We start from the raw sequence: 13,202 nt of genomic DNA, 5'->3' as shown, positions 1-13,202 counted from the left end.
AACCGCTCTAGCCCTCGAAAGGAACGGAAATCTGCGAACGGGTGACGAGACCCTTCATGCATTCACCCGCCGCCGGGCCATCGCAGACCGGCGTGTCGTTGATGATGATACGCGTGACCGTCTCGCACTTCACATTCGGCATATCGAACTGGCGCACGCGCTTCTTGCCCTGCGGCAGATCGCGGAAGTCGAGCACGGTGATGCGGTCGACGGCATTCTTGTCGTTGAAGAAGGCGAGCTCGAAGGAGATCTTGTTGATCGGCGCCTGAAGATTGTTCTCGGCGATGAAGGTCATCATGCAGCCCTTTTGCGACGGCGCCAGAGCGTTGAGTTCGATATCGAGCTTGGCGGTTGCCGCATCCTGCGCCTGGCATACGCTTGAAACCGCCATCATCATGCCGGCCGCAACAGCCACAAACCTAACCGTCATCATCTTCTCCGCCATTGTCGCGAACCGCCGCCAGGCGGCTTCATATCAGCAATCTCAAAAACTTGACTGTATTAGTCTCCTATTGCATCTTTAAAAAACCATGAGTAAGAAAGTCAAGATAATTGTCATCACAACCGGGGATCCCGATCACCGGCCTCACGGAATTGCCAACCGAAATGATGGTTGAAAAGCCAGATAACTTTAAGCATGTGCCGCTGCAGAGCGAACCTGCAGCGCAGTACCGGATCGTCGAAAGCGCGGACCTTTTCCGCGGTACCAACGAGATCATGATAAGACACGACGGCTTGGTCTACCGCCTGAAGATCACCCGTCAGGGCAAGCTCATTCTCAACAAGTAGGGTAGGACATGACCGAACAGACAAGACCGGCGCCAGCCGAAATCCGCGCGTTTCGCGCTGACAATGCGAAGATGCGCGAGCGCGATATCGCCGCCCAGCTGAAGATTTCCGAGGCAGCCCTCGTCGCCGCCGAAACCGGCATCAGCGTGACCCGCATCGATGGCAGCGCGCTGAAGCTTCTCGAGCGCGTCGCCGGGCTCGGTGAAGTGATGGCGCTGTCGCGCAACGAAAGTGCCGTGCACGAGAAGATCGGCGTCTTCGAAAACATCAAGAGCGGCGCGCAGGCCGCGATCGTTCTCGGCGAGAACATCGACCTGCGCATCTTCCCGAGCCGCTGGGAGCATGGTTTCGCCGTATCCAAGAAGGATGGCGATCAGGAGCGCCTCAGCCTGCAATATTTCGACAAGGCCGGCAACGCCGTGCACAAGGTGCACCTGCGCGCGAACTCGAATGTCGAGGCCTATCACGCGATCGTCGCCGAGTTGACGTTGCAAGACCAGTCGCAGGAATTCGTCGAGGCTGAAACCTCGAACGCCGCAGATGAGACCGCCGACATCAGCCGTGACGAACTGCGCGACAACTGGAGCAAGCTCACCGATACGCATCAGTTCTTCGGCATGCTGAAGCGCCTGAAGATCGGCCGCCAGGCGGCCGTGCGCACTGTCGGCGACGACTATGCCTGGAAGCTCGACATCAGCGCCACGGCAGAGATGATGCATGCCTCTGTGAAATCTGGCCTGCCGATCATGTGCTTCGTCGCCAATGACGGCATCGTCCAGATCCATTCCGGCCCGATCTTCAACGTGCAGGCCATGGGTCCGTGGATCAATATCATGGACCCGAGCTTCCACCTGCATCTGCGCCAGGATCATATCGCCGAGACCTGGGCCGTGCGCAAGCCGACCACGGACGGCCACGTCACCTCGCTGGAGGCCTACAACGCCGAAGGCGAGATGATCATCCAGTTCTTCGGCAAGCGGCGGGAAGGTTCCGACGAACGCGCCGCATGGCGCGAGATCATGGAAAACCTGCCGCGGGCAGCAAGCGTGGCAGCATAAGGATCGCAACGATGACGATGCGTAACAATCTGCGCCGGATCCGTGCTTGGGAACTGGCCCTGACGGCGGCCGTCATGGCGCTGCCGCTGATCCCGATGGCGCCGACGGTCGAAGGCTTGGCCTTCATCCGCGCCGCCCATGCTGACGAAAAGAAGCTCGACACGTCGCGCCTGGTTTCGGTCGGCGGCGACATTACCGAGATCGTCTATGCGCTCGGAGAGGAAAGCCGGCTGATCGCCCGTGACACGACGAGCATGTATCCGGAGGCGGCGCTGAAGCTGCCCAACGTCGGCTACATGCGCGCGCTCTCGCCGGAAGGCATCCTCGCCATGAACCCGACGGCGATCATCGCCGTCGAAGGTTCAGGCCCGCAGGAGGCGCTGACCGTGCTGAAGAATGCCAGCGTGCCCTTCGAGACCGTGCCGAGCGCCTTTACCCGCGACGGCATCATCGCCAAGATCGACCGTGTCGGCACGCTGCTTGGCGTGCCCGACAAGGCCAAGGCGCTAGAAGAAAAGGTCGCAGCCGATCTCGACGCGATGATCGCCGACGCCGAAAAGCGCCCGAAGGCCGAGCGCAAGCGCGTTCTCTTCATCCTCAGCGCCCAGAACGGCCGGATCATGGCATCAGGCACCGGCACGGCCGCCGATGGCATCGTCAAGCTCGCCGGCGCCATCAACGCCGTTGGCGCATTCCCGGGTTACAAGCCGCTGACGGACGAGGCGCTTATCGAAGCCAAGCCCGACATCATCCTGATGATGAACCGCGGCGATGGCGCCGGCACCAAGAGCGAAGACCTGGCTCAGCCGGCGATCGCGCTGACGCCGGCAGGCGAGAAGAAAGCGATCATCCGAATGGATGGCGTCTACCTGCTCGGCTTCGGCCCGCGCACTGCAGCCGCCGCGCGTGAGCTCAACACGGCGATCTACGGGGGTTGATCATGGCCCTGCCGCTAGCAATGACGGGACGAAGGCGACCATTCCCTATGCCGGACATCCGCGAAATCAGGCAGGCGGGCGACAGGACGCGGCTGGCCTTGCTGGTGATCGCGCTGCTCGTCGCCGGCTCGGTCTTCTCGATGCTGTTTTCGGTGGCGACAGGCGCCTCGGATGCCTCGATCCTCGACGCCATCAGCAACATGGCCGGCTCCGAGATGGCGCTTAGTACGCGTGACCGGATCATCATCTTCGATATCCGCCTGCCAAGGGCGATCCTCGGCTTCTTGATCGGCGCCTCGCTTGCCGTCTCCGGTACGGTGATGCAGGGCCTGTTCCGCAATCCGCTGGCCGATCCCGGCCTCGTCGGCGTTTCCTCCGGTGCAAGCCTCGGCGCAGTCGCGATGATCGTACTCGGCAGCGGCATCGCTGCTCCGCTCCAGGTGCTTCTCGGCATCTACGCTCTGCCAGCGGCCGCCTTTGGCGGCGGCCTCGTCACGACGCTACTGCTCTACAGGATCACCACCCATCGTGGCCAGACCTCGGTGGCGACGATGCTGCTTGCGGGCATCGCGCTCGGCGCACTCGCCCTCGCCATCACCGGGCTGCTGATCTACATGGCCAACGACCAGCAGCTGCGCGACCTGACCTTCTGGAGCATGGGTTCGCTTGCCGGCGCCACGTGGACGAAGATCGCCGCCGCCAGCCCGATCATCCTGTTGTCCTTCACCACCCTGCCCTTCATGGCCCGCGGCCTCAATGCCATCACGCTCGGCGAGGCGGCCGCCTTTCATATGGGCGTGCCGGTGCAGCGGCTGAAGAATGTCGCGATCGTCGGCGTCGCCGCGGCGACCGGCGCGTCCGTCGCCGTCAGCGGCGGCATCGGCTTCGTCGGGATCGTCGTGCCGCATATCCTGCGCATGGCGATCGGCCCCGACCATCGTTTCCTGCTGCCGGCCGCAGCTCTTCTCGGCGGCTCCCTGCTGATCTTCGCGGACGTCCTGGCGCGCACCCTGGTCGCCCCGGCCGAGCTGCCGATCGGTATCATCACCGCGGCGGTCGGCGGGCCGTTCTTCCTGTGGATCCTGCTGAGGCAGCGTTCGCGCCTTGCCCTGTGAGTGACCCCCGTGAGTGACCCCCGTGAGTGATATTGAGATGATCGAAATTTCCGGCGTCTCCGTGCGCCTTTCCAGCAAGACCATCATCAGCGACGTCACTTTCACGGCAAGAGCCGGCGAGCTGACGGCGATTGCCGGGCCGAACGGCTCCGGCAAGACGACGACGATGAAAGCCATCTCCGGCGAACTTGCCTATGGCGGCTCGGTGCGCATCGGCGGCGACGAGGTGAGGGCTCTGAAGCCCTGGCAGCTTGCTGCCGTTCGCGGTGTCCTGCCGCAGGCAAGCACGATCTCCTTTCCGTTCACCGTGCGCGAGATCGTCCGCATGGGCCTGACTTCGGGCCTCGACCTGCATCCCGACAAGGCCGAGCAGACGGCCGCCGCAGCACTTGCCTCCGTCGACTTGAGCCGCTTCGAAGGCCGTTTCTATCAGGAGCTCTCCGGCGGCGAGCAGCAGCGTGTGCAGCTTGCCCGCGTGCTCTGCCAGATCGCCGAACCCGTCGTCGACGGCAAGCCCTGCTGGCTGCTGCTCGACGAACCGGTCTCGAGCCTTGACATTAGCCACCAGCTGACCATCATGACGCTTGCCCGCAATTTCTGCGAACGTGGCGGCGGTGTCATCGCCGTCATGCACGATCTCAACCTGACGGCGCTCTTTGCCGACCGCATTGTGCTGATGAAATCCGGCCGGCTCGCCGCCGCTGGCAGCATCGGCGAAGTGCTGACGAACGAAACGATGCTCTCGGTGTTCGGCTGCGCGCTGCGGATCAACCAGGTACCGTCAGACGGCACGCCCTTCGTGCTCGCCCACAGCGCCGTTTCGCGCTCCTGAGCACCGCGCGAGCGGAACTTTTGATCGCCCGGCACGTTTCCGGCATGATCTGGGTCAATGCCGAGCGATATCATTCATGCAACGGACGGTGGTGACCCTCGTGCGAAACAGGCGGGCTTGTGCGCGCCCCAGCCAATGGAGACAGCCATGAGCTATTCTATCTTCCAGTCCGGCCGCAGCCGCCGCAACGGCACCTTCCACAATCTGGAATCCGGCATCGAGGAACAGATCGAAGCGTTGCGCGACGAACTCGCAGAACTGACGCGCCTCGTCGGCAAGAGTTCGCGCCACCAGGGTGAGAAAATCCGTAGTCAGGCCGGCGCCGGCTATGAGGAACTGCTCGGCCGCAGCGAGGATCTGCTGCGCGAATTGCAGCACGGCTATGAGCGTGGAGCGACGGAAATGCGGGAGACGGTGCGCAAGCATCCCTTAGCAACCATCGGCGCCGCAGCCGCTTTCGGCCTTGCCATCGCCTTCCTCGCCCGGCGCTGAGGAAGCGCGATGCTCTTCTCGATCCTCGGCCTGCTGACGGGCGCAAGCGTGCACCGAACCGTTGCGCGCGCCAAGCGCAATGGCATCTTCATTGCGTTTGCCGTGCTCTTCCTCCTTACTGCCTACGCGCTGGCCGTCACTGCCGGCGCCATCTGGCTCGCCGGCATATACGGTCCGATCGGCGCTGCTCTTTTCCTGGCCGCCTGCGCGCTGCTGATCGCCATCATCGCGCTGGTGGTAATGTCGATCATCAACGCCCGGGAAGCCCGCCGCACCCGGGAACGCCGCGCGGCGCTGGAATCGCTGGCAACGGTCGGGCTCGGCCTTATCCGTGCTCAGCCGCTCCTGACCGCCGGTGTTTTGGCAGCAATCGTCGCAGCCAATCTGGTGGGATCGAAGCGCGAGGATTGATTGAGGAGACGGCAACAGGCGGCGGCCCCTCACCCTAGCCCTCTCCCGGTAAAAACGGGGAGAGGGGACGTGCCATACGAGACGCGAGAGAGGGACGGAGAGGTTGCGGCATATCCCCTTCGCCCCGTTTATGGGGAGAAGGTGGCGGCAGCCGGATGAGGGGCGGATCCACAATCATATCAATGATATAGTCGACAACCCAAAAAAGCCCGCTCCCCGACGGGCGACCGGCTTTCTTCCCAAATGTAACTCTTTCAGAATGCGAAGGCCTTCGACGTCAGCGGCGCCGAGGTGGCGTCGGGGCCGAAATCGGCCTCGCCTGATATCTGCAGCAACTCTTGCAGCCGCTGCCGGGCTCGGTTGACGCGGCTCTTGATGGTACCCACGGCACAGCCGCAGATTTCGGCCGCCTCCTCGTAAGAAAAACCCGAGGCGCCGACGAGGATGATCGCCTCGCGTTGATCCGGCGGCAGCTGGTCGAGCGCCTTCTTGAAGTCCTGCAGATCGAGCGCGCCATATTGCGAGGGGTGCATCGCCATCGATTCAGTGAACAGCCCGTCGCTGTCCTGCACTTCGCGGCCGCTCTTGCGCATCTGGCTGTAGAGTTCATTGCGCAGGATCGTAAAGAGCCAGGCCTTCATATTGGTGCCCATCTCGAAATGATCCTGTTTGGCCCAGGCTTTCATGATGGTGTCCTGGACGAGATCGTCGGCACGGTCGTGCCGCCCGATGAGCGAGATCGCGAAGGCGCGAAGACTTGGGAGTGCCGCCAGCAGTTCCCGCTTGAAGCTGGGTTGCGATTTGTCTTCCATGCGGCGAGATCCTATTCGGCCATCTTGGCAGAAGCCATCATTTCAGCATGGTCGAGCTTTTCGAGAAGGTCGAGAAAACGATCGGGGATCGCCTCACCCTGTGCGGCCGCATAAAGCGACCGCAGCCTGACGCCGATCTGATTGTTCGGGTCCAGGATGTCGCTCGCCCGCAGCTCCAGCTTTCGCTGATCGGCTGCTTCTTTCTTGCGTGTAGTCATCAATTCGTCTTCTCGCCGGTTGTCTGTCCAGAGTATGATGCCGAAAAGTGTGAGCGGTTTTCGGATGACATCATGCCCTAACTTTCTAATTTAGAACAGGATTCGGATTTTAGGCCGACCCGGCCGAAAATCATCCTGTTCTAGGGGGCGTGGATGGGATCAATCACGATTTCAACCATCGACATCGAACGTTCGATCGATATCGCTGGTATTTGCCGCTGCATGGGTCAAAACGCTACGCCCTTTCTTCGTCGGCTGGAATAATGCGGCGCGACGAAAAAAGTTCCTGCCATTCCGGAACTTTTTTATGAAGGCAGCGTTAACCGCTCATTGAAGCCGATGCCGGTCTGCATTCAGGAGCCATTAATGACACTTTCTACTCGAATTGCGCCGCACCTTCCTTATCTGCGCCGCTATTCCCGCGCCCTTACCGGCACTCAGACTTCGGGCGACGCTTACGTCGCCGCCGTTCTCGAAGCCATCATCGCCGATCTGTCGATTTTCCCGGATACGGCGAATGACCGGGTCGCACTTTACAAACTGTTCACGCAACTGTTTGGTTCCACCGCAGTCCAGATTCCGGAGCCGACCTCGCCCTATGCCTGGGAGCAACGCGCCACGCTGAACCTTTCCAAGGTTTCGCCGCGCGCCCGTCAGGCCTTCCTGCTCGCCTCCGTGGAGAATTTCCGCGTCGCTGAAATTGCCGAAATCCTGGAAACCGAGGAGCAGGATGTCGTGCAGCTGCTCGACGTAGCGTCGCAGGAGATTTCCCGTCAGGTCGCAACCGATATCATGATCATCGAGGACGAACCGCTGATCGCCATGGATATCGAGCAGATGGTCGAGAGCCTCGGCCATCGCGTCACCGGCATTGCCCGTACGCATGCCGAGGCCGTGGCGCTCTACAATAAGACCAAGCCGAGCATGGTGCTGGCCGACATTCAGCTTGCCGACGGCAGCTCCGGTATCGACGCAGTCAACGACATCCTCAAGACGTCGAGCGTGCCGGTGATCTTCATCACCGCTTTCCCGGAACGCCTTCTGACCGGCGAGCGCCCGGAACCGACTTTCCTTGTCACCAAGCCCTTCAATCCGGACATGGTCAAGGCACTGATCAGCCAGGCTCTTTTCTTCAATGAATCGACCAGAGTGGCCGCCTGAGACGTAATTTTCCGGCTTTCGGAACCAAATCGCCAAAACAGGCGTTCCGGTGCTACCGGGACGCTCCGATGGCTTTAACGGTTTTTGCAGCGCTTTGTTCTAGAGTTGGCAGGCGCTGTATGGAAGGGCGCTCCCTTCAGCGACGGTCAAGATGTCACAAGGAAAGGCGGCCGAGTGAATACGACTGAACCATTGTCCGGCATGCCTTTTACCTTCGAAGGCAAAGCCGCAATGATGGAGCGCGCGCTCGGCAGCGCCGGGGTTTCGATCCTCTGCCAGGATGCTCGACTGTCGATCTTCTACGTCGAAAATCTGCCGCCGCATTTCGCGGCGCTCTTTATGCCCGGCGGCAGCGACGCCGCCCTTTTCGGCGAGGCCCATGGGCGATATCTGACAGCGCTGAAACACAAGGTCCTGGAAACCGGCATTCCCAACAATGCCGAAGTCGAAATCGATGTCGACGGCGAAAGGCGCACTTATGAACTGAAGATCCAGCGCACCGGCGAACGCAGCGCACATGGACTTCTGTCCGTCATGACTGAAGTCACCGAAAGCCGGCATCGCGAAAAAGTTCTGAAATCGCTGCTGCGCGAGCTCTCACACCGCTCGAAGAACCTTCTGGCCATCATCCAGGGCATTGCCACGCAGACGGCGCGCAACACGCTCTCTCTCGACAGCTTCCTCCTCAAGTTCCGCGGACGGCTGCAATCGCTTTCCAATTCGCAGGACCTGATCACTGATTCGAGCTGGCGCGGCGCCTACCTCTTCGAACTCGCCGAAAAGCAATTCGCCCCCTATTGGCCGGAGACGGCCGGCACCATGCCGATCTATGGCATCAACGCTCATCTGACACCGAATGCCGCCGTGCACCTCGGGCTCGCCCTCCACGAACTCATCGTCAATTCCGCCTCCTTCGGCGCAATATCAGGCGGCGCCGCCTCCATCACGCTGAATTGCCGCGAAGCCATGATCAACGACAGGAGGGCGATCGAAGTTGCCTGGGCGGAAGTTCTGCATGATCAGTCGGAAGTCCACGAATTCAGCGACAACAGCTTCGGCCGCACCGTGCTGGAGCGTGTCGTGCCTTCATCGGTCAATGGCAAAGCGGAGTTGAACCTCGTTCCCGGCCGCATCGAGTACCGTCTGACCATTCCGGAAACCGAATTCGAGATCTTCAAGCGGGTGTGACAAGCCCTGGAGACAGCCGAGAACGAAAAACAGCTGGTGCGAGGGCGGCGCACCAGCTGTCTTCACTCACCGGGAGGGGACCGTGAGTACGTCCGGATAGTGGGTTGGGGGCGCGCATGTTGGGTCGATGCGATCACCATCCGGATATCGCAATAACGACGACCTCAAACTTTGGTTCCCTGCCATCCGAAAAAAATTCGACTTTTTTGAATCTTTTTTCGGATGCCCTTCCCTCATCACTCGCTCAGCCGTTTCACCGATTTAGGTCGAATAAATTTTCTCAGCAAAAACAGAGGATTACTTGCGAGTCAGCAAGGGAAAATCGTCAAAATTTTACCGTTTGATAAATTTTTAAACCTGAGTTACGCTTTCCCTCACAGGCCGTTTACCAATAATGAGGGAACTTCAATGGAACGACTGGAAACCGGGATTCATCCCGGCCGGCTTTCGCCCGCCGAGTATGAGGCTAATTTTTCCGATCTTCATCCGCGCCTCGATAATCATGAGGCGCTGGTCGCCGCTGACCGCTGTTATTTCTGTTATGACGCGCCATGCATGACGGCCTGTCCCACCTCGATCGACATTCCGCTGTTCATCCGCCAGATTTCGACCGGCAATCCGATCGGCTCGGCAAAGACGATCTTCGACCAGAACATCCTCGGCGGCATGTGCGCCCGCGTCTGTCCCACCGAAGAACTCTGTGAACAGGCCTGTGTGCGCAACACGGCTGAAGAGCGGCCGGTCGAGATCGGCCGCCTGCAGCGTTATGCCACCGATGCCGCCATGCAGGCCGACAAACAATTCTATGCCAGGGCCGAGCCGACCGGAAAGACGATCGCCGTTGTCGGCGCCGGCCCGGCCGGCCTTGCCGCCGCCCATCGCCTGGCCGTGAATGGCCATTCCGTCGTCATCTATGATGCCAGGGAAAAATCCGGCGGTCTCAACGAATACGGTATCGCCACTTACAAGACCGTCGACGACTTCGCCCAGAAGGAAGTCGATTACGTCCTTTCGATCGGCGGTATCGAGGTTCGGCATGGCCAGTGTCTCGGCCGCGATTTTTCACTTTCCGATCTGCAGGCGCAATATGACGGCGTCTTCCTCGGTATCGGCCTTGCCGGCGTTAACGCGCTACGCATCGAGGGCGAAAACCTTGCAGGCGTCGACGACGCCGTCGATTTCATCGCCGCACTCCGCCAAGCCGAAGACAAGGGCGAAATCGCCATCGGCCGCCGCGTCGTCGTCCTTGGCGGCGGCATGACGGCGATCGACGCTGCCGTGCAGGCAAAGCTGCTCGGCGCCGAGGAGGTGACGATCTGTTACCGTCGCGGCAAGGAGCACATGAATGCCTCCGAATACGAGCAGGATCTGGCAAGCTCCAAGGGCGTCATCATCCGCCACTGGCTGGCGCCGAAATCGATCCTGTCGCAGGACGGCAAGGTCGCCGCGATCGAAGTGGAATATACCAAAATCCTCGATGGCCGTCTCGTCGGCACCGGCGAGACCGGTGTGATTGCCGCCGACCAGATCTTCAAGGCGATCGGCCAGAGCTTTGACGCCTCTGGTCTCGGTTCGCTGCGCATGGAATCCGGCCGCATCGCCGTCGATGGCGAAGGCCATACCTCGCTTGACGGCGTCTGGGCCGGCGGCGACTGCGTCTTCGGCGGCGACGATCTCACGGTTTCCGCCGTCGCCCACGGTCGCGATGCGGCTGAATCCATCCATCGTGCCCTCACCGCAGCAGCCGCTCCGGCTGTCGCGGTTGCCTAAAGGGGAGAATGAACAATGGCTGATCTCCGTAATAATTTTGTCGGCATCAAGTCCCCGAACCCATTCTGGCTGGCGTCTGCGCCGCCGACCGACAAGGCCTACAATGTCGAGCGCGCCTTCAAGGCCGGCTGGGGCGGCGTGGTCTGGAAGACGCTGGGCGAGGAAGGCCCGCCCGTCGTCAACGTCAACGGCCCGCGCTACGGCGCGATCTGGGGCGCCGACCGCCGCCTGCTCGGTTTGAACAATATCGAGCTCATCACCGACCGCGACCTCTACACCAACCTGCGCGAAATGAAGCAGGTGAAGATGAACTGGCCGGACCGGGCACTGATCGCCTCGATCATGGTACCTTGCGAGGAAGAGGCCTGGAAGGCGATCCTGCCCTTGGTCGAAGAAACCGGCGCCGACGGCATCGAGCTCAATTTCGGCTGTCCGCACGGCATGTCGGAGCGCGGCATGGGTTCCGCGGTCGGTCAGGTGCCGGAATATATCGAGATGGTCGTGCGCTGGTGCAAGCAGTACACCCGCATGCCCGTCATCACCAAGCTCACGCCCAACATCACCGATGTCCGCCGCCCCGCCCGCGCCGCCAAGGCCGGCGGCACCGATGCCGTCTCGCTGATCAACACGATCAATTCGATCGTCTCCGTCGATCTCGACAACTTCGCCCCTAACCCGACGGTCGGCGGCAAGGGCAGCCATGGTGGTTATTGCGGCCCGGCGGTAAAGCCGATCGCCCTCAACATGGTGGCCGAGATCGCCCGCGATCCCGAAACCTATGGCCTGCCGATCTCGGGCATCGGCGGCATCACCACCTGGCGGGACGCTGCCGAATTCCTCGTGCTCGGCGCCGGCAACGTCCAGGTCTGCACCGCGGCGATGACTTACGGCTTCAAGATCGTCCAGGAGATGATCACCGGCCTCTCCGACTGGATGGACGAAAAAGGCCACCGCAGCCTCGACGACATTACCGGCCGCGCCGTGCCCAACGTCACCGACTGGCAGTATCTGAACCTCAACTACATCGCCAAGGCCAAGATCGATCAGGACGCCTGCATCAAATGCGGCCGCTGCTACATCGCCTGCGAGGACACCTCGCACCAGGCGATCACCAACTTCGTCGATGGCGCTCGCCATTTCGAGGTGATGGATGAGGAATGCGTCGGCTGCAATCTCTGCGTCAGCGTCTGTCCGGTTGAGAACTGCATCACCATGGAGCAGCTTCCCACCGGCGCCCTCGACAAACGTACCGGCCGGGTCGTCGACCCCAACTACGCCAACTGGACCACGCACCCGAACAACCCGATGGCGCGCCAGGTGGCGGAGTAAGAATCTGCTACGCCGCGGAGAAGATCGATCCGCGGCGTTGTATCATGCCGCCAACATTCGAAGCGTCAGGCCAGTCTAACCACCGAATGATTTTCGATAGGCATGGGGGCTTGTCCCGAGCCGCCTGCGAAAATGATGCCGCATGGTTGCCAGTGTTCCAAAGCCGCTGGCAGCGGCGATGTCATCGAGCGAAACGGCAAGTTCCTTCTCCAGCAGATCGCGGGCATGCCGCAGCCGCTCCGTGAGCAGCCATTCGCCGACGCTGAGGCCCGTCGTCGCTTCGAAGCGCCGCTGGAAGGTGCGCATGCTCATGCCCGCTCTTTTCGCAAGCAGGCTGATCGGCTGGTCCTCGGAAAGGTTTTCGCGCATCCATTCGATCAGCGGCCCCAAGCGGATACCCTCGCGTTCCTCGGGAACCGGCGCGTGAATGAATTGCGCCTGTCCGCCTTCGCGGTGCGGCGGCACGACGAGGCGTCTTGCAACGCTGTTTGCGGCTTCCGAACCGAAATCGCCGCGCACCACATGCAGGCAGAGATCGATGCCGGCAGCACTGCCCGCCGCCGTCAACAGGCTGCCATCGTCCATGTAGAGAACGTCGGCATCGAGTGCGATATCGGGATAACGCGCGGCGATCGAGGCGACATAACGCCAATGCGTCGTCGCCCTGCGGTTCTTTAGCAGGCCCGACCCGGCAAGAACGGCAACACCCGAGCAAAGCGACATGATCCGTGCGCCGCGTTGATGCGCTGCCTTGAGCGCTGAAACAAGCGGCTCGGGAACGACGGCATCGATCGACCGCCAGCCCGGCACGACGATCAGGTCCGCTTCGTCAAGCACTTCCAGTCCCTGGTCGACTGCGACCGTCAGCCCTCCCGCTGCGCGAAGCGGACCCGGTTCGATGCCGCAGACCGAAAAGCGATACCAGCCTTCGCCCATTTCCGGCCGTGGCAGGCCGAAGACTTCGTAGGCGATGCCGAATTCGAAGGTGCAGAGCCCGTCATAGGCAAGTGCGGCGACCAGCGGTCCTTTCGTCTGCTGCGGCAATGAGTTTGGCATGATCTTTACGCTGTCAGACATGATGGCCAATTT

15 protein-coding genes are annotated in these 13,202 nt (G+C 61.4%); 11 read left to right on the top strand and 4 right to left on the bottom strand.

From position 1 onward, the window contains the following. Positions 1 to 7: 7 nt before the first annotated feature. Positions 8 to 430, bottom strand: coding sequence for a hypothetical protein (locus tag ACIPSK_RS23370; protein WP_162117983.1), 423 nt, complete (start codon positions 428 to 430; stop codon positions 8 to 10). 176 nt (positions 431 to 606) lie between these two features. On the opposite strand from ACIPSK_RS23370, the gene hemP reads away from it, so the two are divergent. From hemP to ACIPSK_RS23335, 7 genes are all read left to right on the top strand, one after another. Continuing rightward, complete coding sequence (gene hemP, locus ACIPSK_RS23365) at positions 607 to 789, top strand: hemin uptake protein HemP (RefSeq protein ID WP_162118042.1); 183 nt, start codon at positions 607 to 609, stop codon at positions 787 to 789. 8 nt (positions 790 to 797) lie between these two features. Next, positions 798 to 1,847, top strand: coding sequence for a hemin-degrading factor (locus ACIPSK_RS23360; RefSeq protein ID WP_162117982.1), 1,050 nt, complete (start codon positions 798 to 800; stop codon positions 1,845 to 1,847). 11 nt (positions 1,848 to 1,858) lie between these two features. Continuing rightward, on the top strand, positions 1,859 to 2,785 hold the full coding sequence (locus ACIPSK_RS23355) for a heme/hemin ABC transporter substrate-binding protein (protein WP_162117981.1): 927 nt from the start codon (positions 1,859 to 1,861) through the stop codon (positions 2,783 to 2,785). 2 nt (positions 2,786 to 2,787) lie between these two features. After that, positions 2,788 to 3,900, top strand: a complete 1,113-nt coding sequence (locus ACIPSK_RS23350; protein WP_162117980.1) for a FecCD family ABC transporter permease — start codon at positions 2,788 to 2,790, stop codon at positions 3,898 to 3,900. A 37-nt stretch (positions 3,901 to 3,937) separates the two neighbouring features. Beyond that, positions 3,938 to 4,732: a heme ABC transporter ATP-binding protein gene (locus ACIPSK_RS23345; protein ID WP_017965787.1), complete on the top strand. Its 795-nt coding sequence runs from the start codon at positions 3,938 to 3,940 to the stop codon at positions 4,730 to 4,732. A 147-nt stretch (positions 4,733 to 4,879) separates the two neighbouring features. Further along, positions 4,880 to 5,224 (top strand): DUF883 family protein, encoded by a 345-nt coding sequence (locus ACIPSK_RS23340; RefSeq protein ID WP_017965788.1) that lies wholly within the window; start codon positions 4,880 to 4,882, stop codon positions 5,222 to 5,224. 9 nt (positions 5,225 to 5,233) lie between these two features. Then, positions 5,234 to 5,635: a hypothetical protein gene (locus tag ACIPSK_RS23335; RefSeq protein ID WP_017965789.1), complete on the top strand. Its 402-nt coding sequence runs from the start codon at positions 5,234 to 5,236 to the stop codon at positions 5,633 to 5,635. A gap of 254 nt (positions 5,636 to 5,889) precedes the next feature. On the opposite strand, the gene ACIPSK_RS23330 is transcribed toward ACIPSK_RS23335, so the two are convergent. Together ACIPSK_RS23330 and ACIPSK_RS23325 are read right to left on the bottom strand one after the other, a co-directional pair. Further along, positions 5,890 to 6,447: an RNA polymerase sigma factor gene (locus tag ACIPSK_RS23330; protein ID WP_003542247.1), complete on the bottom strand. Its 558-nt coding sequence runs from the start codon at positions 6,445 to 6,447 to the stop codon at positions 5,890 to 5,892. A gap of 11 nt (positions 6,448 to 6,458) precedes the next feature. Further along, positions 6,459 to 6,665 (bottom strand): NepR family anti-sigma factor, encoded by a 207-nt coding sequence (locus ACIPSK_RS23325; RefSeq protein ID WP_017965790.1) that lies wholly within the window; start codon positions 6,663 to 6,665, stop codon positions 6,459 to 6,461. A gap of 366 nt (positions 6,666 to 7,031) precedes the next feature. On the opposite strand from ACIPSK_RS23325, the gene ACIPSK_RS23320 reads away from it, so the two are divergent. The 4 genes from ACIPSK_RS23320 (at position 7,032) to preA (ending at position 12,113) form a co-directional block, all read left to right on the top strand. Continuing rightward, positions 7,032 to 7,826, top strand: coding sequence for a response regulator (locus tag ACIPSK_RS23320; RefSeq protein ID WP_017965791.1), 795 nt, complete (start codon positions 7,032 to 7,034; stop codon positions 7,824 to 7,826). Positions 7,827 to 8,018: 192 nt separating this feature from the next. Next, positions 8,019 to 9,014, top strand: coding sequence for a sensor histidine kinase (locus tag ACIPSK_RS23315; RefSeq protein ID WP_210254203.1), 996 nt, complete (start codon positions 8,019 to 8,021; stop codon positions 9,012 to 9,014). Between the two features lie 408 nt (positions 9,015 to 9,422). Next, entirely contained in the window at positions 9,423 to 10,784 is a 1,362-nt protein-coding gene (locus tag ACIPSK_RS23310) for an NAD(P)-dependent oxidoreductase (protein WP_162117979.1), read from the top strand. Between the two features lie 15 nt (positions 10,785 to 10,799). Then, positions 10,800 to 12,113 (top strand): NAD-dependent dihydropyrimidine dehydrogenase subunit PreA, encoded by a 1,314-nt coding sequence (preA, locus tag ACIPSK_RS23305; RefSeq protein WP_162117978.1) that lies wholly within the window; start codon positions 10,800 to 10,802, stop codon positions 12,111 to 12,113. A gap of 75 nt (positions 12,114 to 12,188) precedes the next feature. On the opposite strand, the gene ftrA is transcribed toward preA, so the two are convergent. Beyond that, positions 12,189 to 13,190, bottom strand: coding sequence for a transcriptional regulator FtrA (ftrA, locus tag ACIPSK_RS23300; protein ID WP_162117977.1), 1,002 nt, complete (start codon positions 13,188 to 13,190; stop codon positions 12,189 to 12,191). Between the last annotated feature and the right edge of the window lie 12 nt (positions 13,191 to 13,202).

The sequence above is a fragment of the Rhizobium sp. LARHSG275 genome (genome assembly GCF_052871115.1).
Note: the sequence above shows the minus strand (reverse complement) of the source record. Positions and strands in the feature narration are given on the sequence as shown.